General features: G+C 72.8%; 28 protein-coding genes. 15 read left to right on the top strand and 13 right to left on the bottom strand.

Annotated elements, in window-relative coordinates:
- Positions 1-117: 117 nt before the first annotated feature.
- Together RI578_RS02485 and RI578_RS02480 are read right to left on the bottom strand one after the other, a co-directional pair.
- Complete coding sequence (locus RI578_RS02485; protein WP_310869475.1) at positions 118-1,047, bottom strand: anti-sigma factor RsbA family regulatory protein; 930 nt, start codon at positions 1,045-1,047, stop codon at positions 118-120.
- Complete coding sequence (locus RI578_RS02480; RefSeq protein WP_310869474.1) at positions 1,044-1,397, bottom strand: STAS domain-containing protein; 354 nt, start codon at positions 1,395-1,397, stop codon at positions 1,044-1,046. The genes RI578_RS02485 and RI578_RS02480 overlap by 4 nt, the downstream gene beginning before the upstream one ends.
- Before the next feature lie 168 nt (positions 1,398-1,565).
- Between RI578_RS02480 and RI578_RS02475 the strand changes: the two genes are divergently transcribed.
- Positions 1,566-1,922 (top strand): PRC-barrel domain-containing protein, encoded by a 357-nt coding sequence (locus tag RI578_RS02475; protein WP_310869473.1) that lies wholly within the window; start codon positions 1,566-1,568, stop codon positions 1,920-1,922.
- 34 nt (positions 1,923-1,956) lie between these two features.
- On the top strand, positions 1,957-2,121 hold the full coding sequence (locus RI578_RS02470) for a hypothetical protein (RefSeq protein ID WP_193776073.1): 165 nt from the start codon (positions 1,957-1,959) through the stop codon (positions 2,119-2,121).
- Between the two features lie 106 nt (positions 2,122-2,227).
- Here the strand turns inward: RI578_RS02470 and RI578_RS02465 are convergent, their stop codons facing one another.
- Positions 2,228-2,791, bottom strand: a complete 564-nt coding sequence (locus RI578_RS02465) for a DNA starvation/stationary phase protection protein (protein WP_310869472.1) — start codon at positions 2,789-2,791, stop codon at positions 2,228-2,230.
- 209 nt (positions 2,792-3,000) lie between these two features.
- Between RI578_RS02465 and RI578_RS02460 the strand changes: the two genes are divergently transcribed.
- A complete protein-coding gene (locus RI578_RS02460; protein ID WP_310869471.1) occupies positions 3,001-3,549 on the top strand; it encodes a hypothetical protein in 549 nt (182 codons plus the stop codon).
- A gap of 11 nt (positions 3,550-3,560) precedes the next feature.
- Positions 3,561-3,890: a hypothetical protein gene (locus tag RI578_RS02455; RefSeq protein WP_310869470.1), complete on the top strand. Its 330-nt coding sequence runs from the start codon at positions 3,561-3,563 to the stop codon at positions 3,888-3,890.
- Between the two features lie 63 nt (positions 3,891-3,953).
- Here the strand turns inward: RI578_RS02455 and RI578_RS02450 are convergent, their stop codons facing one another.
- Complete coding sequence (locus tag RI578_RS02450) at positions 3,954-4,559, bottom strand: NAD(P)H-dependent oxidoreductase (protein ID WP_310869469.1); 606 nt, start codon at positions 4,557-4,559, stop codon at positions 3,954-3,956.
- Between the two features lie 91 nt (positions 4,560-4,650).
- A complete protein-coding gene (locus RI578_RS02445) occupies positions 4,651-4,866 on the bottom strand; it encodes a hypothetical protein (protein ID WP_310869468.1) in 216 nt (71 codons plus the stop codon).
- 346 nt (positions 4,867-5,212) lie between these two features.
- Between RI578_RS02445 and RI578_RS02440 the strand changes: the two genes are divergently transcribed.
- The 6 genes from RI578_RS02440 to RI578_RS02415 all read left to right on the top strand — a co-directional run bounded on the left by RI578_RS02440 (position 5,213) and on the right by RI578_RS02415 (position 10,285).
- Entirely contained in the window at positions 5,213-5,947 is a 735-nt protein-coding gene (locus RI578_RS02440; protein ID WP_310869467.1) for a hypothetical protein, read from the top strand.
- Positions 5,948-6,144: 197 nt separating this feature from the next.
- On the top strand, positions 6,145-6,762 hold the full coding sequence (locus RI578_RS02435; RefSeq protein WP_310869466.1) for a sigma-70 family RNA polymerase sigma factor: 618 nt from the start codon (positions 6,145-6,147) through the stop codon (positions 6,760-6,762).
- A gap of 123 nt (positions 6,763-6,885) precedes the next feature.
- Positions 6,886-7,659, top strand: coding sequence for a class I SAM-dependent methyltransferase (locus RI578_RS02430; protein WP_310869465.1), 774 nt, complete (start codon positions 6,886-6,888; stop codon positions 7,657-7,659).
- A 102-nt stretch (positions 7,660-7,761) separates the two neighbouring features.
- On the top strand, positions 7,762-8,556 hold the full coding sequence (locus tag RI578_RS02425) for a hypothetical protein (protein WP_310869464.1): 795 nt from the start codon (positions 7,762-7,764) through the stop codon (positions 8,554-8,556).
- A gap of 54 nt (positions 8,557-8,610) precedes the next feature.
- Positions 8,611-9,414 carry an alpha/beta fold hydrolase gene (locus RI578_RS02420; protein ID WP_310869463.1) on the top strand — a complete coding sequence of 268 codons (804 nt, stop codon included), beginning with the start codon at positions 8,611-8,613 and terminating at the stop codon, positions 9,412-9,414.
- A gap of 148 nt (positions 9,415-9,562) precedes the next feature.
- Positions 9,563-10,285 carry an FAD binding domain-containing protein gene (locus tag RI578_RS02415; protein ID WP_310869462.1) on the top strand — a complete coding sequence of 241 codons (723 nt, stop codon included), beginning with the start codon at positions 9,563-9,565 and terminating at the stop codon, positions 10,283-10,285.
- 32 nt (positions 10,286-10,317) lie between these two features.
- Here the strand turns inward: RI578_RS02415 and RI578_RS02410 are convergent, their stop codons facing one another.
- Positions 10,318-11,154 carry a lysozyme gene (locus RI578_RS02410; protein ID WP_310869461.1) on the bottom strand — a complete coding sequence of 279 codons (837 nt, stop codon included), beginning with the start codon at positions 11,152-11,154 and terminating at the stop codon, positions 10,318-10,320.
- A 171-nt stretch (positions 11,155-11,325) separates the two neighbouring features.
- Between RI578_RS02410 and RI578_RS02405 the strand changes: the two genes are divergently transcribed.
- Positions 11,326-12,306 carry a TIGR01777 family oxidoreductase gene (locus RI578_RS02405; protein ID WP_310869460.1) on the top strand — a complete coding sequence of 327 codons (981 nt, stop codon included), beginning with the start codon at positions 11,326-11,328 and terminating at the stop codon, positions 12,304-12,306.
- 10 nt (positions 12,307-12,316) lie between these two features.
- Here the strand turns inward: RI578_RS02405 and RI578_RS02400 are convergent, their stop codons facing one another.
- The 5 genes from RI578_RS02400 to RI578_RS02380 all read right to left on the bottom strand — a co-directional run bounded on the left by RI578_RS02400 (position 12,317) and on the right by RI578_RS02380 (position 16,053).
- Positions 12,317-13,147 carry a cytochrome c biogenesis CcdA family protein gene (locus RI578_RS02400; protein WP_310869459.1) on the bottom strand — a complete coding sequence of 277 codons (831 nt, stop codon included), beginning with the start codon at positions 13,145-13,147 and terminating at the stop codon, positions 12,317-12,319.
- Entirely contained in the window at positions 13,140-13,943 is an 804-nt protein-coding gene (locus tag RI578_RS02395; RefSeq protein WP_310869458.1) for a DsbA family protein, read from the bottom strand. Before RI578_RS02395 ends, RI578_RS02400 begins: the two co-directional genes overlap by 8 nt.
- Positions 13,944-14,013: 70 nt before the next feature.
- A complete protein-coding gene (locus RI578_RS02390) occupies positions 14,014-14,511 on the bottom strand; it encodes a hypothetical protein (RefSeq protein WP_310869457.1) in 498 nt (165 codons plus the stop codon).
- 51 nt (positions 14,512-14,562) lie between these two features.
- Positions 14,563-14,982 (bottom strand): hypothetical protein, encoded by a 420-nt coding sequence (locus RI578_RS02385; protein WP_310869456.1) that lies wholly within the window; start codon positions 14,980-14,982, stop codon positions 14,563-14,565.
- 168 nt (positions 14,983-15,150) lie between these two features.
- Entirely contained in the window at positions 15,151-16,053 is a 903-nt protein-coding gene (locus tag RI578_RS02380; protein ID WP_310869455.1) for a PhzF family phenazine biosynthesis isomerase, read from the bottom strand.
- Positions 16,054-16,138: 85 nt separating this feature from the next.
- Between RI578_RS02380 and RI578_RS02375 the strand changes: the two genes are divergently transcribed.
- A complete protein-coding gene (locus tag RI578_RS02375) occupies positions 16,139-17,026 on the top strand; it encodes a LysR family transcriptional regulator (protein ID WP_310869454.1) in 888 nt (295 codons plus the stop codon).
- A gap of 114 nt (positions 17,027-17,140) precedes the next feature.
- Here the strand turns inward: RI578_RS02375 and pepE are convergent, their stop codons facing one another.
- Together pepE and RI578_RS02365 are read right to left on the bottom strand one after the other, a co-directional pair.
- Positions 17,141-17,866 carry a dipeptidase PepE gene (gene pepE / locus RI578_RS02370; RefSeq protein WP_310869453.1) on the bottom strand — a complete coding sequence of 242 codons (726 nt, stop codon included), beginning with the start codon at positions 17,864-17,866 and terminating at the stop codon, positions 17,141-17,143.
- 65 nt (positions 17,867-17,931) lie between these two features.
- Positions 17,932-18,765 (bottom strand): IclR family transcriptional regulator, encoded by an 834-nt coding sequence (locus tag RI578_RS02365; protein WP_310869452.1) that lies wholly within the window; start codon positions 18,763-18,765, stop codon positions 17,932-17,934.
- A 162-nt stretch (positions 18,766-18,927) separates the two neighbouring features.
- On the opposite strand from RI578_RS02365, the gene RI578_RS02360 reads away from it, so the two are divergent.
- The 3 genes from RI578_RS02360 to RI578_RS02350 are packed head-to-tail and all read left to right on the top strand — an operon-like array spanning position 18,928 to position 22,609.
- On the top strand, positions 18,928-19,881 hold the full coding sequence (locus RI578_RS02360) for a DUF1177 domain-containing protein (protein WP_310869451.1): 954 nt from the start codon (positions 18,928-18,930) through the stop codon (positions 19,879-19,881).
- Between the two features lie 2 nt (positions 19,882-19,883).
- A complete protein-coding gene (locus RI578_RS02355; protein WP_310869450.1) occupies positions 19,884-21,293 on the top strand; it encodes a cytosine permease in 1,410 nt (469 codons plus the stop codon).
- Positions 21,290-22,609, top strand: a complete 1,320-nt coding sequence (locus tag RI578_RS02350) for a M20/M25/M40 family metallo-hydrolase (protein WP_310869449.1) — start codon at positions 21,290-21,292, stop codon at positions 22,607-22,609. Before RI578_RS02355 ends, RI578_RS02350 begins: the two co-directional genes overlap by 4 nt.
- The last annotated feature ends 41 nt before the right edge of the window (positions 22,610-22,650 follow it).

Here is a 22,650-nt window from a genome sequence, read left to right as displayed (position 1 = left end):
CGATCGGCCCCCGTCACTGTCGGCTTGTCGGCCGACGAGAGAGCGCCTACCCCGGGCCAAGGCACGCACACATGCTTTCGCGATCGGCATGGCGGGCGAGCGGCTTCCGACACCGTTTCAGAGGCCGAGGTAGAAGCGGACGGTGGTGCCGTCGTCCGACGTGTGCACCCGCACCAGATCGGCGACGTAGTGGACGAGCAGCAGGCCGCGGCCGCCGATCTGCCCGTGCTCCGGGGGCCGGCGGCCGGCCAGCGGATCCGTGAGGCGCCCCGTGTCGCGGACCTCGCACACCATCTGCCCGGCAGCGGACCAGATCGCCAGCGTCCCGTGACCGCCGCCGTGGACCACGCTGTTGGTGGTGAGCTCCGCCACCGCCAACTCCGTGTCCTGAAGGCGTTGCTCGGCCAGCCCGAGCGACGCGGCCCGGCCGACGGCGAAGCGCCGCACCTCGGGCAGCTCCCGGGCACCGAAGGCGAGGACGTCGGCGTCCGGCGCGGGATCCAGCGGCTCGTTGTAGCGGGCGACGACCGCGGGCCAGTCGTAGGCCCCGCTGGCCCGCTCACTGCCTCCGGCGATGACCGTCGGATGGGTGACGAAGGCGTCGGCCAGGACGTCCGCGTCCAGCCCTGCCTCGTCGTACGGGCACAGGATCGTCGCGGAACGGCCCGCGAACGCCGCGTTGATCAGTGCCTCGTGCTGGGCGCACGCCGGGTACTCCGCCGCGCTGCGCCCGGCCCAGACGGGCTCGCCGATGATGCGCACCCGTTCGTCCGCGTGCGCGTCGGCGAACGCCCTGAGCACCCCGGGGATGATCCGCCCCGGATTGCGCCCGGCCTCCGTCATGTCCAGGAAGGAGACGTCCCGCGCGTCCGTTCCCAGCCCATCCCTGATCAGCTCCAGGTTGCGGGCGGGCACGGCCACCGCCACGGGTTCGCCCGCGGCCAGTCCCTCCCGTACGAACGTCACCGTCCGGTCGGCGTACTCGCGCTCCGAGCGGTAGAACAGCGCCGGATGCGCGAACGCCTCCTCGTGGGTCACCGTGCTCATCGCGGCGCCACCTCGATACGGCGCAGGGACGGCCAGAACAACTCCAGCACCCGGGGCAGTTGCGGCGGGGGCTGTTCCACCACGACCCGCCCGCCGGGCAGGTTCATGGCGGTGACGGCGAGTGCCGCGACGCCGGCCACATCGACGAACCGCACACCGGACAGTTCCAGGTAGGACACGTCCGTGTGCTGCCTGGACAGTTCCGTGAGGGCCTTCTCCCAGGACGGGCGGGTGGTCACGCTGATCTCTCCGCTGGCGCGGAGTCCGGGACGGCCGGGCAGCGGGCGTACCTCCAGCACGGCCCCGCTGCGCACCCGGGGCGGTCCGCCCGTGGGGCCTGTGGCATCCACACTCGATCTCCTTCGGAAATTCGCCGGGTGTCCGTCCGCGCCCCGGGCGCCTCGTCCGGCCAGGCAGCCTATCGCGATGAGCTGCCGTACGCCGGTGCGGGGACAGAACATGCGAGGGGGAGACGAAGCGGGGAACAAGACAGTGAGCGTCCTCGGAAGGGAAGACCGATGTTTGAAGCAGACAACATTCGTGACTGGCGTGGACATGACGTCGTGGACGGTGACGGCCGTAAGATCGGGGCTCTCGAGTCCATCTACTTCGACACCGCCACCGACCGGCCCGCGTTCGCGGCGGTCATGATCGGCCTGCCGACCCGCCGGCGTCTGGTGTTCGTCCCGGTGGACAAGGCCACCGTCGGGCCGGGATACCTGAAGGTGGGCTACGACAAGAGCCTGGTCAAGGACGCGCCCGGGATCGACCCCGACGGTGAACTCGCGGCCGAGGACGAGGGCGCCGTCTTCGCCCACTACCAGCTGCCCTACGAGCAGGGCAGCCGCGGTGAGCGCCGGCTCGGCCGACGCTGAACCGTCCGACGAGCCTCTTCGAGGGGAGACGACCTTGAGCCTGTTCCTCCTGCTGTTGCTGGTGGCGCTCGTCCTCGGCGTGATCGGGCTGGCCGCCGAGGGGCTGTTCTACCTGTTCGTCATCGGCGCCGTGGTCCTGGTCGCCGACCTGGTCCTCGTCGGGGTACTCATCGGCCGCCGAGGACGACCCGCACGCTGAGTGGCACGCCGGGCGGCCCCGCACGCCGGGCGGGCGCGCACCGGGGGCCGACCGCGCCGTCACCGGCACGGTCGGCCCACCTCGCGCCACCGGGGACAGCCCCCGGCTAGGCCAGTTCCGCGCCGCGGTCCGCGGCCTCCGTCTCGGACGTCGCGCCGCCCGTCGCCAGGGTGCCTCCGGAGCTCTCCAGATGGGCCCGCACGAACCACTGGAACTGCTCCAGGTCCCGGAGCTGGCCGATCAGGAGGTCCTCCGTGGCGGGATCGATGTCGCCCGCCTCCTTCACCGCCTCGCGCACTCCCTCGATCACGCCGGTGTACACGACATCGAGCGCGGCGAGGTGGGCGATGGCGTCGGCCCGGCCGATGGAGTAGTCGTCCCAGGGCCGCTCCGCCACCAGCGCCCCGGGCGTGCCCTGCGCCACCCCGCCGAGTGCGGCGATGCGCTCCGCGACGTCGTCGGCCATCTCGCGCACCTGGTCGACCTGCGGGTCGATCATCTCGTGCACGGCGATGAAGTGCGGTCCCACGACGTTCCAGTGCACGTGCTTGAGGGTCAGATGCAGGTCGTTGAGGGCGTGCAGGCGCATCCGCAGCGCGCCGATCAGCCGGCCGGCGGCCTCGCGCTCGATGCCGGGGACCGTGTACTTCGGGGTCAGGTCGTGCGTCATGGCGGACACCAGCTCCTCATGCGTTTCGTACGTCGTTGCACGTGAACGACTGCCCCGCATCGGCGACGGCAGACATGCACGTGCGCTGTGCCTCGAGGAGGACGGGTCTCCCCCGAGCGGGGGAGTCAACCCTCGGGGGCGTCCTTCCGGCGCCGCGTCGCGGACCGTACCCGGGAGCGACGCCGGGGCGGCGGCCCGCCGACAGGATGATGTGCGTGACCACGACACCACAGCATCCCGCCCCCGCCCGCTGGGCGGTCCTCGCCGCCCACGCCGTCGCGCTCCTCACCCTGCCGACCGGACTGTGGCGCCTCCTGCTGGCGGCCGGGCAGCCCGCCGGGTACACCGAGGCGGGCTACGAGGCGATGGGCGTCGACGGATGGGGCGTGGTGTACGTGGTGGGACTGAGCGTGGTGAGCGAGGCGCTGGCCCTGCTCACGCTCGGCCTGGTCCGGCCCTGGGGCGAGGTGGTCCCGCGCCGGGTCCCGCTGCTCGGCGGGCGGCCGGTCCCGGTGATGGCGGCGGTCCTCCCGGCAGGCCTGGGCGCCGTCGTGCTGACCGCCCTGTGGACCCCGTTCGCCTGGTGGTGGGCCACCCCGCACCCCGACATGACGTCGCTCGGCGCCACGCTCCTCGGCTTCGCCTACCTGCCCCTGGTCGCGTGGGGCCCGCTGCTCGGCGCCGTCACCGTCTCCTACTACCGCCGACGCCGTCCCGCGGTGGCCGGTTCCGGGCGGGCGCCGATCACAGGGCTCTAGGGTGCCTGCCCGTGACGGATGCCCCGGATTTCCACGACGGCGTGCCCCTGTGGCGCGATCAGCGCTTCGTGCTGCTCCTGAGCGCACGCGTCATTTCGGTCCTGGGCAACGGCTTCGCCCCGGTGGCGCTGGCGTTCGCGGTACTCGCGCTGCCGGGGGCCGGGGCGGGCCGGCTGTCACTGGTGCTGGCGTGCCAGGCGTTGCCGCAGCTCCTGTTCATCCTGATCGGCGGCGTCACTGGTTCGGCTCGCTCGCCTTCGCCCCGCTCGGCCTGCTCGTCGCCGGCCCCGTGGCGGCGGCCGTGGGCACCGCCCGCGCGCTGGCCGGCTGCGCGGCCCTGATCGTCCTGGCCGGCGCGGCGGCCCCGCTCTCCCCGCAGGTGCGCGGGCTGCGCGCCGACGACGTCAGGACGGCGGAGCGGGCAGGGGCATCGCGCTGAGCGCACGCGCCGCGTGGACGAGATTGGAGGCCATGGCCCGGCCGGTCGAGGTCGACCAGTCGTGGCCGCGGTCGTCGTCGAGGTAGTCGGGTCCGGGGCCGGGACCCAGGTGCCAGTAGGTCCAGGCCTGACCCGGAATGGTGTAGCCGATGTCCGAGAGCCCGCCGCTGATCTCGCTGATGACGTGGTGGGCGCCGTCCTCGTTCCCGGTGACCAGGACTCCGGCGACACGGTTGTAGGCGACGGGACGCTCCTCGTCGTCGGTCTCGCTGAGCATGGCGTCCATGCGTTCGAGGACCCGCTGGGCCACCGAGGACGGGCGGCCGAGCCAGGTCGGCGAGGCGATGATCAGGATCTGCGACGCCAGCAGCTTCTCGTGCACGCCCGGCCAGTCGTCGCCGTCGCCCATGTCGGTCTCGACCCCCGGTTTCAGGTTCAGGTCGACGGCCCGTACGACATCCACCTCCACCCCGTGGCCTTTGAGGGCCGCGATGACCGTGGCGGCGAGGGCCTCGGTGTTCGACGGCTGAGGGGAGGGCTTGAGAGTGCAGTTGATGACGAGTGCGCGCATGCCTACCCCTCTTCCCCGGGCGGCGGCTTTCGATCGTCCGAACGCGGGACCGTTCACCCGCCCGGACGCGCGGCGGACCGGCGGTGTCCGCTCAGGGCAGGGCGATGCCGTCCAGTCTGCCCTGCTTGGCGTCGTCGACCAGCGACGAGAACTGGTCGGCGCTCATCTGCACGCGCTGGCCGAAGTCGTCGGTCAGGACGACCCGTTGCTCCGCCGGGGCGTCGGGGTCGACGAACAGCTGGGGGCAGCCGCAGTCGCAGTTTCCGCAGAACGTCGCTACGGGCTCCAGGCCATGAGGGTCGGTCATACCGGTGCACCTTCCGTGGGAGACGGGTGTCCGCGCCGGTGTCCGCACCGGCGGTCGTGGGGGAACTGACTGGGGGATACCCGGCGCGACGGCCGCGGACGCGTGCCTCCGCCGGGCGCGGAGGCACGGCGGACGGTCCTCGTGCGCCGGCGCTCCCGCGTCCGCTTCCGGTGCTCCGGTCCGGCGGGGACGGCCGGGAACCGGACGGGCCTTCGGTCCGACCGTATGTGGGCGAAGTGTGCTGTGGATGTGGTGTGGATCACGCACGTCGTGTTGAGTGGGGGACCGGACCGGAATCCGTACCCACCGGTGATCACGGGAGCCCGGATGCAAGGATGAGGCCGCCATGACTGCAGGGTGGTGTTCTCGCACGGTACGGGCCGCGGTGTTCGCGGCCGTCTGCGTGCTGCTCGCCGCCCTGGGCCACATCCTGATGTCCGGGACCGCGGTGCCCTGGTGGGCCATGGCGGCGGGCGCGTCGGCCACGGGCGGCGCCGCCTGGTGGCTCGCCGACCGGGAACGCGGACCGCTCGCCGTCGTCGGTGTCGCCGTGGCCGCCCAGACCGTACTGCACACGTCCTTCTCGCTCGCCCAGGCGACGAAGCGGCCGCCGTCGTCGGACGACGAGTCCCTCGCGCGCCGTTGGCTGGACGTCCTGCTGTGCCGGATGCCGTCCGGCCCGGGCGGGGAGCACGGGGCCGTGCCGACGTCGATGAACACCGCGGGCCACGGCCCTCATGCCGGGCACTCCATGCCCGGCATGGACGCCATGGAGGCCATGGACCCCGCGGGCCACGCCATGGGCGGCATGTCCTCGACCGGCATGCTCACCGCCCACCTGGTGGCCGCGCTGCTGTGCGGCCTCTGGCTCGCCCACGGCGAACGCGCCGTCTTCCGCGTCCTGCGGTGCCTCGCCACCCGGCTCGTCGCGCCCCTGCGCCTGCTGTTCCGGCTGCCCGCGCCGCCGCACCGCCCGCGCGTCCGGGCCCGCCGAGCGGCCTCGGACCGGGCACCGCGCCGTCTTCTCCTCGCCCATGCGATCACTTCTCGGGGTCCGCCCGCCGGGGTCGCTGCCGTCTGACGGCAGCAGGTCCCCCGAGGCCACCGGCGAATCGTCGAGCCGTCGAGCCGTCGGCGTCGCGCCTCGGGCACCGGCCGTGCGCTCCCGCGCCCGGCCGCCCACCCCTTGGCCGGTCCCGCCGTGCCGCCGGTCCCGTTCCGCACGGGGCCGGCCTCGCCCGGAGACCGGGTCCCTGATCCCGAGAAGGACAGACACAGGTGATCACTCCTGCCCTGCCCCCACCACGCCGGCAGCCGGGTACGTCCGCGAAGGAGGCGTCCATCACGGCCTGGGCACTCGCCGCGCGCACCGGCGACCCCGTCGCCGTCGACCGCTTCGTACGCGCCCTGCACCGGGACGTCCGCCACTACGTGACCTTCCTCGGTGCCGATCCGCAGAGCGCCGAGGACCTGACCCAGGACACCTTCCTGCGGGCCCTCGGCAGCCTGCACCGCTTCGAAGGGCGCTCCTCGGCCCGCACCTGGCTGCTCGCCATCGCCCGCCGCGCGGTGGTCGACAGCATCCGTTACGACTCCTCCCGGCCCCGCCTGGCGGCCACGGACGACTGGGAGTCGGCCGTGGAGCGCACCCAGCCACGCGATCTGCCCGGCTTCGACGACGGCATCGCCCTGGCCGAACTGCTCGCCGCGCTGCCCGACGACCGCCGCGAGGCGTTCGTCCTCACGCAGATGCTGGGGCTGCCCTACGCGGAGGCGGCCGACGTCAGCGACTGCCCGATAGGGACGGTGCGGTCACGGGTCGCCCGCGCCCGTACCTCCCTGATCGCGTGGCTGAACGAAGCCGAGCGCACCGTGCCGGTGGCCGCCGCCGCGTGACGGCCGGTCCGGACGGCGGCGGGCCCGGATCACCTGGTGACCCGGGCCTGCCGTTGACGTCTCCACGAAGTCCTCGGTCCCGGCCCGAGGACTTCGTGGAGGGCTTCGGCTACCGTCGGCCGCATGGCTGACGAGTGCTTCCGGCATCCACGGCTGGCCGCAGTGTACGACGCCCTCGACCCCGACCGCGGCGACCTCGACGCGTACGTGCGCATGGCCGAGGAGTTCGGCGCGCGGCGGGTGCTGGACATCGGCTGTGGAACAGGCGTGTTCGCCCTGCTGCTGGCCGGCCGCGGCGTGGAGGTCGTCGGCGTCGACCCCGCCCGGGCCTCCATCGAGGTGGCCCGGGGCAAGGCGGGTGGCGACCGGGTGCGTTGGATCGAGGGCGACGCCACCTCACTGCCCGCGCTGCGGGTGGACCTGGCGACCATGACGGCGAACGCCGCCCAGGAGGTCACCGACACGCGGCTGTGGCACAGGACGCTGAAGGGCGCCTACGAAGCCCTGCGCCCCGGCGGACGCCTCGTGTTCGAGACGCGGGACCCGGACCGGCGTGCCTGGGAGGAGTGGAACCGGCAGCGGACCCACCGGGTCACGGAGATCCCCGGCGTGGGCGCGGTCGAGAGCTGGTGCCGGCTGGTGGAGGTGAGGTGGCCGCTGGTCTCGTTCCGCTGGACCTACGTATTCGGCTCGGACGGCGAAGTGCTGACCTCCGACTCGACGTTGCGCTTCCGCGGGCGGCAGGAGGTCGAGGCGGACCTGGACGCGCAGGGTTACGTGGTGGAGGAGGTGCGCGACGCACCCGACCGTGAGGGCAAGGAGTTCGTCTTCGTCGCACGGCGCCCTGCGGACGACCGGCAGCTCACCGGTCGTCCGACCCCACGGCAGGGTGGATGAACCAGGAGCGGGAGGCCCGCCCGAAACCGGCAACCGACTTCGTCCCCTCACTGCCGGGCCACACCCGTGACCCGGCGACCCCAGGCGCCCATCCTTGACCCCATGGCCCGCTTCGAGCACACCGTGACGCTCGCCCCCGTACCCCGCCGCTGGTTCGAGTCGTGCGTCACCGCACTCCACGACCTCGCGGAAGACCTCGACGTCGAGGGAGCGTGCCTGCGCCTGCCCGACGGGCGACCGCTGCCCGGGCTGGTCCTGTCCGAGGGGCGTCACCTGCGGCCGGGCGCCCGCTACCGGCCGGTGAACGAGGAGGACGGGCGACCGGACGCCGGCCAGGCGGTCACCGTCCTCGCCTGGGACCGCCACCGCGAGACGGCGCTGGAGGCCGTCACCCTCGACGACGACCCGGCACACCCGGCCCAGTCGACCTGCGTACTCCGGCTCGTGAGCGCCGCACGGCCGCGAGAGGCGTGGTTCTCGGCGACGCTGCGGACCGGCGGGGACACACGGGCGAAGTACCTCGGCGGCACCGTACGACTGCACCTCGATCTCGGCGGATGGTGGCCGGCGGCGGCCGGCCGAGGTCGCCGCCCCCTCACCGCGCCCCTGAGCGGCACCCTCACACACGCACTCGCCCGCGCCACCGTGACGGTCGTACCGCGCCCGGCCCCCGACGGACACTGGCGGGTGACGGTGAAGGCGCGGGTCAAGGGCCGCTCCTTCGCCCGGCCCCTGCTCCCCGTCGCGATGGCCGTCGTGGGGCGGCGCGCGCACAGGGCCTTCGCCGAGGCGCTGGACGACGCGGCGCGCGAGTGGAACGGGCGGCTGCCCGCGCTGGTCCGCAAGGAAGGAGAGGAACTGCGTGCGGAGTTGGCCGGTGCGCTGCTCGCCCCTTGAGACATGCGCACGCCCCATGCTCCCCGCCGGGTGACGCCCCGTTAGGGTCCCGGAATGGACTCCACAACCGTGCGCGGCGCCACGATCGACTACGACGACCTCGGCCCCTCGACAGGGCTCCCGATCCTCCTGATCCACGGGCACCCCTTCAACCGCACCCTGTGGGCGCCCCAGGTGACGGCACTGACGGAAGCCGGCTACCGGGTCGTCACCCCCGACCTGCGCGGCTACGGCCGCAGCAGCGTGAGCACCGGCAAGGTTCTGCTCGCGGACTTCGCCGACGACCTCGCCGAGCTCTTGGACCACTTGGGCATCGAGCGCGCGGTGGTCGGCGGCGTCTCCATGGGCGGTCAGATCGCCATGGAGTTGCAGCTGCGGCACCCGGGGCGGGTGCGGGCCCTCGTCCTGTCCGACACCTCCGCGCCCGCCGAGACCGCCGAGGGCAGGCGGTTCCGCAACCGGCTGGCCGACAGGCTCCTCGCGGAGGGCATGGACGGTTACGCGCACGAGGTCATCGACAAGATGCTCGCCGCCTACAACGTCACCGCCATGCCGGACGTGGCCGCCCGCGTCCTGGAGATGATGTGCGCCACCGACCCGCGGGGCGCCGCGGCGGCACTGCGCGGACGTGCCGAACGCCCCGACTACCGGGACGTCCTGGCCGCCGTCGAGGTGCCGGTCCTGATCGTCGTGGGCGCGGACGACGTCTACACCCCCGTGGCGGAGGCCGAGTCCATCCGGCGCCTCGTCCCGCACTCCACCCTGGCCGTCATCGACAAGGCCGGTCACCTGCCGGGTGCCGAGCAACCCGAGCGCTTCAACGCCGTGCTGCTGGAATTCCTGGCCGCGCGGCTGTGATCGTAGGCGCGCGAAGGGCGCACATGGTGAATGAGTGAGCCCTGTACGCGCCCCCGCGGCGGTGCGGACAATGCGCAGTGGCCGTGATCACGCGGCGGGAGGCGCGGGTCGTCCACCGCCGCCTTCCCGGGAAAGCAGGTCGATCGCCATGCTGTTGCGTCTGCCCACGTCCGTGTCCGAAGCGCAGGAGTGCATGGCCGAGGGGGCGGTGCCCATCGGCGGCGCCACCCTCGTGTGGGCGACCTGGCAGCGGGACGGCTTCCCGGAACTGGCCATGTCGCTGCGGAACCTGCCCGAGGCGACCGCGGTCGCACCCGAGACGCTGGGGGCGGCCGTGGTGCTGCACCGCATCGACGAGCGCGTCCCCGAGGTGCTGCGAAGGGCGGCCGGCACGGTGGGCACCGGAGCGGTACGCCGGACGGCCACGGTCGGCGGCAACCTCGTCGGCAGCAGCCTGCGCTGCCTGCTGCCCGCGGCCCTCGTCCTGGACGCCCGCGCCACGGTGCTGGGGCCGGACCGGGCCTACGAGACCGACCTCGCCGAGGTCATGGCCAAGCGTCACCTTATGCTGAGCCTCGGCTGGCGCACCCCGACAGCCAGCGGCTACCGCAAGCAGCCCGCCGAAGCCGGCGGGCCGCCGCCCCTGGTCGTCGCCACCGCCGTGCACGCCGACGGCGAGGGGCGGCACCGCCTTCGGATCGCCGTCCGCGACGGCTACGAGGTCGTGAGCGAGAGCGCACCGTGCGACGCGGGTGCCGACGAGGTACTCGGCGCTCTGGAACGTACGGACGTCGGCGCCCTGCCCCCCGGGGCCCGGGACGTGGTGCGTGAGCAGGTCGCCGACATCGTGGGGTCTCTCACCGATCGCTGAGCCACGGACGGCCGGGGGCCCGGCGGTCCGCGTCAGCCGTTGGCCAGCGCCTTGACGCGATCGAGCGTCCCGTTGAACTTGTCGTGGTCCCCGACGGTCGGCCCGGAGGAGGTGTACTGCCACATCGTGTGGACGTCCCAGCCGGCCGGGAGGGGGCCCACGGTCGAGGCGTACCGGGCGATCCACAGCGGGTTGGCGGAGCCGAAGCCGCTGTAGTCCCCGGTGCACTGCTTCCACCAGTTGGTGGAGGTGTAGATCACGGCCTGCCGGCCGGTGCGCTCCTCGTACCGGTCGAGGAAGTCCCGGATCCAGCCGACCATCTGACTCGGCGTCCTGCCGTAGCAGGTGTCCCCGTACGGGTTGTACTCGATGTCGAGCACGCCCGGCAGCGTCCTGCCGTCCTTCGACCAGCCGCCTCCGTGGTCGACGAAGTAGTCGGCCTGGGCCGCGCCGCCGGCGCCGTCGGGGATGGCGAAGTGGTAGGCGCCGCGGATCATGCCGACGTCGTACGAACCGTCGTACTGCTGGGAGTAGTAGGGATTGCGGTACGACGTTCCCTCGGTGGCCTTCGTGTAGGCCCACTTCACCCCACTGTTCCAGAGGGTCGACCAGGCGACGTTGCCCTGATGGCTGGAGACGTCCACGCCCTCCGTCTGGGTGGCGCGGGTGTCGGCGGGCCGCCCCTGGACCCCCTCGTGGGCGAGAACCCCGCTGCCCATGTAGGCGGTACCGCGGACGGGCGTCCCCGCGTCGTCGGCCGACGCGGGGGCCGCGGACAGGGTGAGCAGGAGTGACTGGGAGGCGAGGAGGACGCCCGACGTGAGCAGGCGGCGTGAGTGGCTGGACGCCACGGCTATGGGTCTGCGCATGGCACCCATCCGAACCGCTGTCACGCCCGACCGCATCCCACGGGCGCCCAGACGGTGTTGGGCGGTCGGCTCCCGAGGGCCAAGGCCTCGCCGCCTCCCGCATTTGAACGTGTTCAAATATGGGATAGGGTCGATCGCGGGAAGACATCGAGGCGGGGGAGGGAGCGTCCGATGAAGATCGTGATCCCCGGGGGAACCGGGCAGGTCGGTACGGTGCTGAAGCGTGCGTGGACCGCCGCCGGCCATGAGGTCGTGGTGCTCACCCGGCGGCCGCAGCGGCCGGGCGAAGTCCGTTGGGACGGCCGGACGGCGGGGGAGTGGATCAGGGAGATCGACGGCAGCGACGTGGTCGTCAACCTGGCCGGCCGCAGCGTGAGCTGCCGCTACACCCCCGGCAACCTGAAGGCGATGATGGACTCACGCGTGGAGTCCGCGCGTGTCGTCGGCGAGGCGATCTCGGCGGCCGCCGTGCCGCCCCGCGTCTGGCTCCAGATGAGCACCGCCACCGTCTACGCCCACCGCTTCGACGCGCCCAACGACGAGGCCACCGGCCTGATCGGCGGAGCCGAACCCGGAGTTCCGGACTACTGGTCCTACAGCGTCGACATCGCCAAGGCCTGGGAGCGCGAACAGGAGCGGGCCGACACCCCGCACACCCGCAAGGTGGCCCTGCGCTCCGCCATGGTGATGAGTCCGGACCGGGGCGGTGTCCTGGACGTCCTGCTGTGGCTGGCGCGACTCGGGCTCGGCGGCTCCGTCGCGGGCGGTGCGCAGTACGTGTCCTGGATCCACGACCAGGACTTCGTCCGCGCGGTCGACTTCCTCGTCGGCCGTGACGACATCACCGGCCCCGTGAACCTCGCCGCACCGGCTCCGCTGCCCCAGCGCACGTTCATGCGGGCGCTGCGCAAGGCGTGGGGCATGCCGGTGGGTCTGCCCGCGACACGGTGGATGGCCGAACTCGGCGCCCTCGTCCTGCGCTCGGACACCGAGCTGCTCCTCAAGAGCCGGCGCGTCGTCCCCGGCCGGCTGCGCGAAGCGGGCTTCGCCTTCGACCACCCCGAGTGGCCCGAAGCCGCCGACGACCTCGTACGGCGGGTGCGCGGAGGTCGGCAAGGAGGGCGGCGCCCCGAAGACACCCCTCTGAGCTGAGCCGAGGCCGTCAGCGTCCCCGTTCCCGGGCCCCGCGCACCAGGACGGCCAGGGCCCCCGCGGCCACCACGAGGGCGAGCACGCCCAGCAGGGCACGGTCGGGGACGGCGTCCCCGAGGCGGGACAGGCGCTGCTCCCAGGTGAACTCCGTGTCCACGCCCATCAGCGACGGCAGCGCCGACGTCCCGTCGAAGAGCAGGAACACCGTACCCAGGGCGATGAACATCGCCCCGCCGAGCAGTGACGTGGAGTGCGACCGCAACGGGCCCAGTCGTACCGGCCGGCCGCGCAGCCCGCGTCGCCGGCCCAGGTCGAACCGGTCCCACAACGCCGCCAACACGAACATCGGCACGGCCATACCCAGGGCGTACACCGCGAGCAGCGACCCACCGCGCCAGGGGTCACCGCCGATCGCGGCCACCGTGAGAACGCTGCCGAGGATCGGGCCCGCGCAGAAGCCGGCCAGCCCGTACACCGCGCCCAGTGCCGTCACGGACAGCGCCGAACCGGACCGGCGTGCCCCGGCGGACTGCTGGAGACGGCGCGAACCGAACCCCAGGCCCAGCAGTTGCGCCACCCCGAGGGCGATGACGAGCCAGCCGCCCGCCGTGACCAGCAGGTCGCGATGCCCGTAGAAGAGGCGCCCGGCCAGCGAGCCCGCCACACCCAGCGGCACCATGGTCAGGCACAGCCCGGCGTAGAAGAGCGCGGTGCGTCCGAGCAGCCGGGTGCGGCTGGTGAACGAGTAGGCGAAGAACGCGGGCAGCAGAAGCGCCGAGCAGGGGCTGAGGAGCGCCAGCAGTCCACCGAGGAAGGCGACCACGAAGCCCGGGTCACTCATCGGTGCCGCCCTGTGCGCGCGCCTCCGCGGCTGACTCGGCCGCCTCGATCGCTTCGGCGAACACGTCCGTGGGCTGGGCGCCCAGGATCGGACGGTCGTTGACGAGGAAGGCGGGTGTGCTGCTGACGCCGAGCGCGTAGCCCTCCTCGATGTCCCGGGTCACGGCCGCGTCTGCCGCCGGGGAGGCCATGTCCGCGCGGAAGCGGTCGAGGTCCTCGATCCCCGCCTCCCCGGCCATCTTGAGCAGTGCCTTCTCGGCGAAGTCGCCCTTGTTGCGCTCGCGCGGCTGTGCGTAGGCGGTGTCGTGGAACTGCCAGAACCGGCCCTGTCGTCCCGCCGCCCAGGAGGCCCGGGCCGCCTGCTCCGACTCCGCGCCGAAGACCGGGAAGTGGCGCCACTCGATCCGCAGTACGCCCTTCTCGACGTAGTCACGCAGCAGTTCCGGCTTGGTCTCGCGGGCGAACCTGCCGCAGAAGGGGCACTGGAAGTCCGAGTACTCGATCAGTACGACGGGTGCGTCCGGCTTCCCCACGGCGTACGGGTCACCGGACTCCCGTCGGGCGAGTGCGAGCAGCGCGGGGTCGGCGGGAGGGGCCGCGGACTGCGCGTCGGAGGCCGACGCGCCGGAGGGACGGTCGGACTCTCCGCCTCCGCCCAGGGCGACGACGGCGACGACGACGGAGGCCACGAGGACGAGGGCGGCGAGGGCCGGTCGCAGACGGCGACGCGGTAGCGGGCTCCTGCCGGGGACGGACTTCGAGCCGGGCTTCTCGGGCAGGCGTGATTCAGCGTTCATGGGTCGACTCCACAGAAGGGGGAGAAGTGAGGGAGGAAGAGCTAGACGCGGGGATGCGCGGCGCGCGGACTCAGGCGCGGGCCGGCAGCGGGCAGGCCTCGGCCGTCGACAACCTGCGCAGCGCCGCCTCGGCCAGCAGCACCAGGGAGGCGACGGCGACGACCGGCTGGAGCGGAGCCCAGTAGGTCAGCGCGCCGGAACCGCCGAGCAGCAGCAGGACGACCTTGTTGCAGACGGGGCAGCCCACGGCTAGGAAGGACAGCAGGCCGCCGAGCGGGCCGAGCCTGCTGCCGGAGCCGTCGGCCCGCGGTGCGTCCGCAGCCCCGGGGAGGCGGACGAAGGTGGCCAGGACCACGCCCGCGAGCGCGGCGGTGGCGGCGAGCACCGGATAGTTCCACCACTGGACGGGGACGGTCCGGCCGAAGAAGGGGGAGGGCACGACCGCGGTGGGAACACCCACGACGACGGCGGTCAGGACGGCACCGGCTCCGGCGGCGGACCACTGGGCGGGCCGCCAGGACGCGAGCGCCGCTCCCGCCCGGCGCGGTGACCGGGAGGAGGAAGGCATGGAAAGGCTCCGTTCGAGGAGGATGAGACGGACGCGGCACGAAGGGCCGGTCTAGATCCTCAGAACGGTGGTCGAGACACCACTGGCACAACGCGGTGGCGGGGCGGGTCCGGCGGACGCGTGGGCGGGCGTCGCCGACAGCGGCGTTCCGCGCTGCGCGGTCGTGTCCGCCGACCCCGCGGCCGACGGTTCGCCGGTGCGGAGATCCCCGCGCGTCGAAGTCGGCTCGGACAGCCCCTTCTTCTCGCACGGGCGAGGCGCGGTGGCTCCCAGTTCGTCCCCGGCGACCAGGTCGACGGAGAGCACGGCGGCCGGAGACGAGGAGGCCGCCACGGCGCTCTCCTCGCCGGCGCCCGCGGCCGCCGAGCGGCCCGCCCCCGTCACACACAGGACGGCGACGGTCAGGGTGACCATCGCCAGCACACAACGCAGCAGCGACACCGCTCGGGTGTGCCTGCCGCGCTGAGACATGGGGAACGGCTCCTACCGCTGGGACTGCTCGGGGACGTGCGCGAAGCGACGTGTACGAAGCGACGTGTACGAAGCGACGTGTACGAAGCGACGTGTACGAAGCGACGTATGCGAAGCGACGTACGCGGAAGCCACCCTACATACCCGCCCCCGAGCCGGCCGAGGCGACTAAGGGATGGGCACCGCCTGTCCCGTGACCCGTGTGCGCGGGTCCCGCGGGCTCACGTCGATGAGCAGGTCGCTGGGGCGGCCCATGTCCTCGCCCTGGCGGATCGCGATCGTGCCGGGCCGGGTCACCAGGCCCAGTTCACGGAGGTACCCGCCGAACGCGGCGGCGGCCGCTCCCGTCGCCGGGTCCTCCACTACACCGCCGACGGGGAACGGGTTGCGGGCGTGGAAGCGCTCCGGCGACTCCCGCCAGACCAGGTCCACCGTCGTCCAGTCGTGCCGCCGCATGACCTCGGCGAGCCCGTCGAAGTCGTAGTCGAGGTCGGCGAGTCGGGCCCGGGACGCCGCGGCGAGCACCAGGTGGTCGTTGCCGCCGAACGCCACGTGCGGGGGCAGGGCGGGGTCCAGGTCGTCCGGAGCCCACCCGAGCGCCCGGAGCGTGGCGTCCAGCTCCGTGGCGAGAGCCGGGCGGGAACGCGTCGGCACACTGGTGAGGGTGGCCCGCACCGCGCCGGCGTCGTCGGCCGCGGTGGACACGGGAATCTCGCCGGCGGGCGTGTCGAGGACGATCTCGCCGGGCCCCATCCGCTCGGCGAGGGCGACTGCCAGCGCGACCGTCGCGTGCCCGCAGAACGCCACCTCGGCGAGCGGACTGAAGTAGCGGACCCGGAAGCGCCGCGCCGCCGCGTCGCCGCCGGTGACGAAGGCGGTCTCGGAGTAGCCCACCTCGGCGGCGATCGCCCGCATCGCCGTGCCGTCGAGCCCGGAGGCGTCGAGGACCACTCCGGCCGGGTTCCCGCCCACCGGGTCGTGGGTGAAGGCGGAGTAGCGCAGGATCTCGGTCTCGTAGGGCGGCTCGGAACGGTCTGTCACGTCGCTCGTTCCCGTCACGTCGGTGCTCATGACCCCCACGCTGCCACCCGGCCCCCATCGTGTCCAACGATCGATCTCGATACTCCCCATCGGAAAAGCGCATAGGCTGGCTCGCGTGGACACCCGACTGCTGACGACCTTCACCACGCTCGCCCGCACGGGCAGCTTCACCGCCGCCGCCGCCGAACTGCACCTGGCCCAGTCCACCGTCACGGTGCACATCCGCACCCTGGAACGGGACCTCGGCGTCCGGCTCTTCGACCGCCTGCCCACCGGCGCGCTGCTCACCGACACCGGCCACCGGCTGCTGGAGCGGGCCGAGGAGGTACTCGACACCGTGGCGCGGTTGCGGGCCGCGTGCGACGACACGGGCGTCGTGTCCGGGCGGGTGGTCGTCGGCAGCCCGGAGTCCCTGTGCGCGAGCCGCCTGCCCGGCGTCGTCGCCGCCCTGCGGACGAGCCACCCCGAGGTGGACGTCCATCTCTACGCGGCCGGGACCGCGGAGTGCCTCGAAGGACTCAGGTCCGGACGGCTCGACCTGGCGCTGCTGCTGGAGGAGGAGACCGAGTTCCCCGACGTGACGGGCGAACCCGTCGCCCGCGAACCGCTCGCGCTCGTATCCGCTCCCGGGCACCCCCTCGCCGCCCGGGCGCACGCGGCGGGCTGGCCGGAACTGGCGGCGGAGAGCTTCTTCCTCCTGGAGGAGGGCTGCTCCTACAGCGACGCGCTGGCACGGCGGTTGCTCGACGTGCCGGGCGGGCGGCCGAGGCTCACCCGGTTCGGCAGCGTCGACGCGGCGCGCAACTGCGTGGCGGCGGGGCTGGGGCTGACACTCCTGCCGCTGACCACCGTGGCGGAGGAACTGCGACGGGGCCGGCTGGTACGGGTCGACGGGCCGCGCTTCCCCGACGTACCGGTGCGGCTGGCTCGGCACCGCCGGCGGTGGGCGGCACCGGCCGCACAGGAGGTCGCGCAGGCACTCGTGCGGCACCTGGGCGACTGACCGGGCTCCGCGTCGGAACAGCCCGGGTGGGTGAGGACACCCAGGGTCGGGACACCCCCCTCAGCGGGAGGTGACGCCGGAGGCCGGTTCGACGGGCCTCCGGCGTCCTCGTGCCTACGCCCGCGTGTCGAACGCCGCCGTGATCCGCAGCAGTTCGGACACGTCCGAACCCGCGCCGATCTCGCGGGGAGCCGAGCCCCGCCGGAAGAGCCGGGCGTCCCGTTCGCCCCCGGTCACGGCCCTGTCGCCCTCGACCCGCAGCCAGGAACCCTCCCGCAGCCCGAGTACGGGGACGTCGTTCTCCTCCAGGAACTCCGTCAGCCGCTCCTCGCGCGTCTCGCCCTTGTGCGTCGAGGCGGGGTCCGGGTCGAGGTAGTGCGGGTTGATCTGGAACGGGACCAGCCCGAGCGCCTCGAAGGACGGGGGCTCGACGATCGGCATGTCGTTGGTGGTGCGCAGCGAGGGCGCCGCCATGTTGGTGCCGGCGCTGGCGCCCATGTAGGGCAGCCCGTCACCGACCGCCTTGATCAGCGTCTCCCGCAGACCGGTGCGGTACAGCGTGCTGAGCAGCCGGAAGGAGTTGCCGCCGCCGACGAACACGGCGTCCGCCTCGCCGAGCCGGGCCGACGGGTCGCCGCCTTCGTGGACGCCCCGCACGTCGATCCCCGCGCCGGCGAGTGCGCCGCGCACCTTGGCGGTGTAGGCGTCGTGGTCGGCGAGCGCGTACGGCACGAAGGCCAGTCGCGCCCCCGCGGGCAGGAAGCCGGTCACGGTGTCCAGGGCGTGTTCCAGGTAGCCGCGGCCGTGCTGGGTGGAGTTGGAAAGGAGCAGCAGATTCACGGGTGGTCCTCATCGGCGGGGTGGATCGGCGGGGGAGGGGGAGGGTGGAGGGGGCGATCGGTGCGTCAGGTGGTGCGGGGGGAGCGCGGGCGGCGCTGGTGCTGCGGCGGGTGCGTCAGGCGCTGTTCCAGCAGCCGTGCGGCGCGGCGCAGCATTTCGAGCCGGTCCTCGGGCCCCTCCGGGAAGCGCTCCTTGGCGGCGCCGAGGCTGAGGCTGCCGTAGGGCTCCGAGCCGAGGAACACCGGCATGGCGACCGTGCCGATACCGGCGTCGTACTCGCCGACCGTCCAGGCGTAGCCCTGCGCGCGGACCTGGCGGAACTCGCGCTCCAGCTGATCGGGGTCGGTGACCGTGCGCTCGGTGAAGCGCGCCATGGGGCGCCCGCGGAAGAGCCGGTGGCGCTGGTCGTCGGGCAGGAAGGCGTAGAACGACTTGCTGGTGGCGCCCGCGTGCGCCGGGTACAGCTCGCCGACCAGCGGGTAGTAGCGCAGCGGCCCCTCCTCGCCCTCGACGGCCGCGACGCAGCGCATGTGGAAGCTGTCGGGCAGGCAGAAGAGCACCGTGTCGCCGGTCGCCGCCCGCAAGTCCTGGAGGACCGGTTCCGCGAGCAGTTCCAGGGAGCCCGAGCGTTCCCAGAGGCGGCCCAGGCGCAGGGCGGCCGGGCCGATGCGGTAACGGCGGGTCGCCGGGTCGGAGACCAGGAAGCCGCGGCCCGCGAGCGTGGACAGCAGCCGCTGGGCGACCGAGGTGTCCCAGCCGAACTCGGCGGCGATCTCCGTCACGCCCCAGTCGGGCCGGGTGCGCTCGAACGCCAGCAGCACCAGCAGGGCGCGGTCGACGGTCTGCAGTGCCCCGGCCGGGGTCTTGCGGTCCGCGGGCTGAACGGGCCGGTCGGCCACGGCGGCTCCTCTCACTGGTGCGCCTCACTCGTTGCGCCGTTGCCCCGTTCATCTCACCATTCAGACCTTGATTGCAGATAACGGGAAACAGTTGCGGAGAACGTTAGTCGATCCCGAACCTGCTGTCAGCACCGTCCCAGGTGCGGATCAGGAGAACTGCCCATGTTGAAGTACGTCCTGGACCTCGTGGATCTGCTGGACGATCCCGACGTCGACGGCAAGCGCGTCGCCGCCCACCTCGACTCCGTGGCGGGGCCCGAGGGCTCCGGCGCCGAGGTCACCACCGTCACCGGCGAGCGCGGCTCGACGGACTTCGTGCTCGTGCGGGTGCCGGGCCGCGACGGCCGTTCCCGCGGCGGCTCGGCGCGCACCCTCGGCGTGGTGGGGCGGCTCGGCGGCATCGGGGCGCGCCCGGAGATGACCGGCCTGGTCTCCGACGCGGACGGCGCGGTCGCGGCGCTCGCCACCGCGGCCAAGCTCCTCGACATGCGCCGCCGCGGAGACGTGCTCGAAGGCGACGTGATGATCGCCACGCACATCTGCCCGAACGCCCCGACCGCACCGCACGACCCGGTGCCGTTCATGGACTCGCCCGTCGACATCGCGACCATGAACCGGCACGAGGTCACCGGCGAGATGGAGGCCGTGCTCTCCGTCGACACCACCAAGGGCAACCGGATCATCAACCACAGGGGCCTCGCCCTGTCGCCCACCGTCAAGGAGGGCTGGGTGCTCAAGGTGAGCGAGCAGCTGGGGGAGCTGCTGGCCGTGGTGACCGGTGAGCCGTTGGTCACGTACCCGGTGACCACCCAGGACATCACCCCGTACGGTAACGGTGTACACCACATCAATTCGATCCTGCAGCCGGCCACGGCGACGGCGGCTCCGGTCGTCGGCCTGGCGATCACCTCCGCCTCGGCGGTGCCCGGCTGTCAGACGGGCGCGAGCCACGAGACCGACATCGCGGCGGCGGCCCGGTTCGCCGTCGAGACCGCCAAGGCCTACGGCGGCGGACGCCTCGACTTCCACGACGACCAGGAGTTCGACGCGCTCGTGTCCCGTTACGGCTCCCTGACCCACCTGCAGACCCTCGGCCGCGAACCCCGGGAGTCGTGATCATGGCCGCGCACAAGAACACCGCCGAGGAGGCGGGCGGCGCCAAGGCCGTGGGCAGCGACGACTACGCCCTGTCCCGCGTCCCGCGCGACAAGCGGCTCGGCTTCTGGACGATGCTGCTCCAGTGGCTCGCGCAGTCGGGCTCCATCTCGCAGTTCACCCTCGGCGCCACCATCGGCGTGGGCATGTCCTTCGGCGACGCGTTCCTCGCGTTCACCCTCGGCGCGGTGATCCTCGAGGTCGTGATCTTCGCGATCGGGCTGGCCGGCATGCGCGAGGGTCTGGCGACCCCGCTGCTCACCCGCTGGGCCGGCTTCGGCCGCAACGGCTCGGCCCTGGTCAGCCTGGTCATCTCGGTCAGTCTCGTCGGCTGGTTCGGCGTCCAGAACACGATCTTCGGCGACAGTGTGTCCGCGCTCGTCGGCGGTCCTTCCTGGCTGTGGTGCATGGCCGCAGGTTTCGCCATCACCGTCCTGGTGATCTTCGGCTTCCGGTACATGGCCGTCTTCGCGAAGATCGTCACCCCGCTGTTCTTCGCGATGGTCGCCTGGTCGGTCACCGACGCGCTGAGCGACCACTCGCTGTCCGAGCTGATCAACTCCCCGGCGCCCGGCGAGACCATCCCGCTCGCCGTCGCCGCGACCGCCATCGCGGGCGGCTTCATGACCGGCGCGATCGTCTCCCCGGAGATGACCCGCTACAACCGCAAGGGCTCCCACGTCTTCCTGCAGAGCGCCTCGTCGATGATCCTCTCCGAGTACATCGTCGGCATGACCGGCGTCCTCCTCGGTCACATGGTCGGCAGCGGCCAGGTCTCCCAGATCGTGCTCTCCACCTCCGGCGTCTTCGGCGTGCTGGTCGTCCTGATGTCCACGGCGAAGATCAACGACTGGAACCTGTACGGCTCCTCGCTCGGCGTCGTCAACTTCTTCCAGGTCGTCTTCAAGAAGCGCGTGCACCGAGGCGCGGTCACCATCGTCCTCGGCATCGCCGGCACCGTCCTGTCCGCCGTCGGCATCATGAGCCACTTCACCGACTTCCTGTCCGTGCTGGGCGTCGCCATCCCGCCGGTGGGCGGCATCATCGTCGCCGAGTACTGGGTGGTGCGCCGTATGCGCGCACCCCTGGACGCCACCCGCGAGGCGCAGACCCTGCCCGCCACCTCGCCGACCTGGGTGCCGATGTCCCTGGTCATCTGGGCCCTCGCCTTCTGCGTCGGCAAGTTCTACGACGGCGGCATCCCCGCCCTGAACTCCCTGCTGACCGCCTTCGTCCTCTACAGCGTCCTCGGCCTCGCCGGCTGGATCAGGACGTACGGCACCACCACCCTCGACGACGACGACGACGACGACGCCGCCGACGCCGACCGCACCCCGGCCGCGTCCGGCACCGCCCCCGTAGGAGCACCATGAGCACCACCGACCTGCCCGCCTCCGAGGAGGCGCAGCGTGAAGTCGTCGACCTGTGCGCGGAGCTGATCCGCTTCGACACCTCCAACCCCACCAGCGACGAGCGCGCCTGCGCCGACTGGGTCGTGGCCCGTCTCGCCGAGGCCGGCCTCGCCCCGGAGCTGGTGGAGAGCGCCCCGGGCCGCGCCAACGTCGTCGCCCGCATCCCCGGCGCCGACCCCTCCCGGGGCGCCCTGCTGGTCCACGGCCACCTGGACGTCGTACCGGCCGACCCGGCCGAATGGCAGGTGCCGCCGTTCTCCGGAGAGATCCGCGACGGCTACCTGTGGGGCCGCGGCGCCATCGACATGAAGGACACGGTGGCCGTCATGCTGGCCACCGCCCGGCACTTCGCCCGCACCGGCACCCGGCCGGCCCGCGAGATCGTCCTCGCCTTCCTCGCCGACGAGGAGGCGGGCGGCAAGTACGGCGCCCACTGGCTGGTCGAGCACCGGCCCGAGTTGTTCGCGGGCGTCACCGAGGCGATCGGTGAGGGCGGCGGCTTCAGCTTCGCCCTCGACGACACCCGGCGCCTGTACCCGATCGAGAACGCCCAGCGCGGCATGGCGTGGATGGAGCTGACGGCGTCGGGCCGGGCCGGGCACGGCTCCTCCCCGAACGACGAGAACGCCGTCACCGACCTCGCCGAGTCCCTCACCCGCATCGGCCGGCACACCTTCCCCGTCCGGCTGATCGAGCCGGTGCGCGCCCTGCTCGCCGAGGCCGCCCGCCTGAAGGGCGTCGACATCGACTTCGACGCGGAGGACCTGGACGCCGAACTGGCCGAGCTGGGTCACGTGGCCGACTTCATGCAGGTGGTGCTGCGCAACTCGGCCAACCCCACCATGTTCACCGCCGGCTACCAGACCAACGTCATCCCGGGGAAGGCCACGGCCCGCGTCGACGGCCGCTTCCTGCCCGGCCACGAGCAGGAGCTGATCGACACGATCGACGCGCTGCTCCTGCCCTCGGTGTCCCGTGAGTGGGTCAACCACGACATCGCGATGGAGACCGCCTTCGACGGCCCGCTCGTCGACGCCATGTGCGCGGCCGTGCGCGCCGAGGACCCCGACGGCCACCCGGTGCCGTACTGCAACCCGGGCGGCACCGACGCGAAGGCCTTCACCAAGCTGGACATCCGCTGCTTCGGCTTCAAGGGCCTGAAGCTGCCCCACGACCTCGACTACGGCCGGCTGTTCCACGGCGTCGACGAACGGGTGCCGCTGGAGGGGCTGCGCTTCGGGGTACGGGTGATGACCCGGCTGTGGCAGGGCTGCTGAGGACGGGCGGACGCCCCTGACACACTGTTCACGTGTCACCC

This window comes from Streptomyces sp. BB1-1-1, assembly GCF_031597775.1.
In the GTDB taxonomy this organism is placed as follows: domain Bacteria; phylum Actinomycetota; class Actinomycetes; order Streptomycetales; family Streptomycetaceae; genus Streptomyces; species Streptomyces thinghirensis.
The sequence above is the reverse complement of the archived record's forward strand: the minus strand, read 5'-3'. Positions and strand labels throughout refer to the sequence as shown.

Excerpts from the sequence above, each read along its gene's own strand:
- RI578_RS02485 (WP_310869475.1), bottom strand. The coding sequence starts at position 1,047 with ATGAGCACGGTGACCCACGAGGAGGCGTTCGCGCATCCGGCGCTGTTC.
- RI578_RS02475 (WP_310869473.1), top strand. The coding sequence starts at position 1,566 with ATGTTTGAAGCAGACAACATTCGTGACTGGCGTGGACATGACGTCGTG.
- RI578_RS02465 (WP_310869472.1), bottom strand. The coding sequence starts at position 2,791 with ATGACGCACGACCTGACCCCGAAGTACACGGTCCCCGGCATCGAGCGC.
- RI578_RS02460 (WP_310869471.1), top strand. The coding sequence starts at position 3,001 with ATGTGCGTGACCACGACACCACAGCATCCCGCCCCCGCCCGCTGGGCG.
- RI578_RS02450 (WP_310869469.1), bottom strand. The coding sequence starts at position 4,559 with ATGCGCGCACTCGTCATCAACTGCACTCTCAAGCCCTCCCCTCAGCCG.
- RI578_RS02445 (WP_310869468.1), bottom strand. The coding sequence starts at position 4,866 with ATGACCGACCCTCATGGCCTGGAGCCCGTAGCGACGTTCTGCGGAAAC.
- RI578_RS02440 (WP_310869467.1), top strand. The coding sequence starts at position 5,213 with ATGACTGCAGGGTGGTGTTCTCGCACGGTACGGGCCGCGGTGTTCGCG.
- RI578_RS02430 (WP_310869465.1), top strand. The coding sequence starts at position 6,886 with ATGGCTGACGAGTGCTTCCGGCATCCACGGCTGGCCGCAGTGTACGAC.
- RI578_RS02425 (WP_310869464.1), top strand. The coding sequence starts at position 7,762 with ATGGCCCGCTTCGAGCACACCGTGACGCTCGCCCCCGTACCCCGCCGC.
- RI578_RS02420 (WP_310869463.1), top strand. The coding sequence starts at position 8,611 with ATGGACTCCACAACCGTGCGCGGCGCCACGATCGACTACGACGACCTC.
- RI578_RS02415 (WP_310869462.1), top strand. The coding sequence starts at position 9,563 with ATGCTGTTGCGTCTGCCCACGTCCGTGTCCGAAGCGCAGGAGTGCATG.
- RI578_RS02410 (WP_310869461.1), bottom strand. The coding sequence starts at position 11,154 with ATGCGCAGACCCATAGCCGTGGCGTCCAGCCACTCACGCCGCCTGCTC.
- RI578_RS02405 (WP_310869460.1), top strand. The coding sequence starts at position 11,326 with ATGAAGATCGTGATCCCCGGGGGAACCGGGCAGGTCGGTACGGTGCTG.
- RI578_RS02400 (WP_310869459.1), bottom strand. The coding sequence starts at position 13,147 with ATGAGTGACCCGGGCTTCGTGGTCGCCTTCCTCGGTGGACTGCTGGCG.
- RI578_RS02395 (WP_310869458.1), bottom strand. The coding sequence starts at position 13,943 with ATGAACGCTGAATCACGCCTGCCCGAGAAGCCCGGCTCGAAGTCCGTC.
- RI578_RS02390 (WP_310869457.1), bottom strand. The coding sequence starts at position 14,511 with ATGCCTTCCTCCTCCCGGTCACCGCGCCGGGCGGGAGCGGCGCTCGCG.
- RI578_RS02385 (WP_310869456.1), bottom strand. The coding sequence starts at position 14,982 with ATGTCTCAGCGCGGCAGGCACACCCGAGCGGTGTCGCTGCTGCGTTGT.
- RI578_RS02380 (WP_310869455.1), bottom strand. The coding sequence starts at position 16,053 with ATGAGCACCGACGTGACGGGAACGAGCGACGTGACAGACCGTTCCGAG.
- RI578_RS02360 (WP_310869451.1), top strand. The coding sequence starts at position 18,928 with ATGTTGAAGTACGTCCTGGACCTCGTGGATCTGCTGGACGATCCCGAC.
- RI578_RS02355 (WP_310869450.1), top strand. The coding sequence starts at position 19,884 with ATGGCCGCGCACAAGAACACCGCCGAGGAGGCGGGCGGCGCCAAGGCC.
- RI578_RS02350 (WP_310869449.1), top strand. The coding sequence starts at position 21,290 with ATGAGCACCACCGACCTGCCCGCCTCCGAGGAGGCGCAGCGTGAAGTC.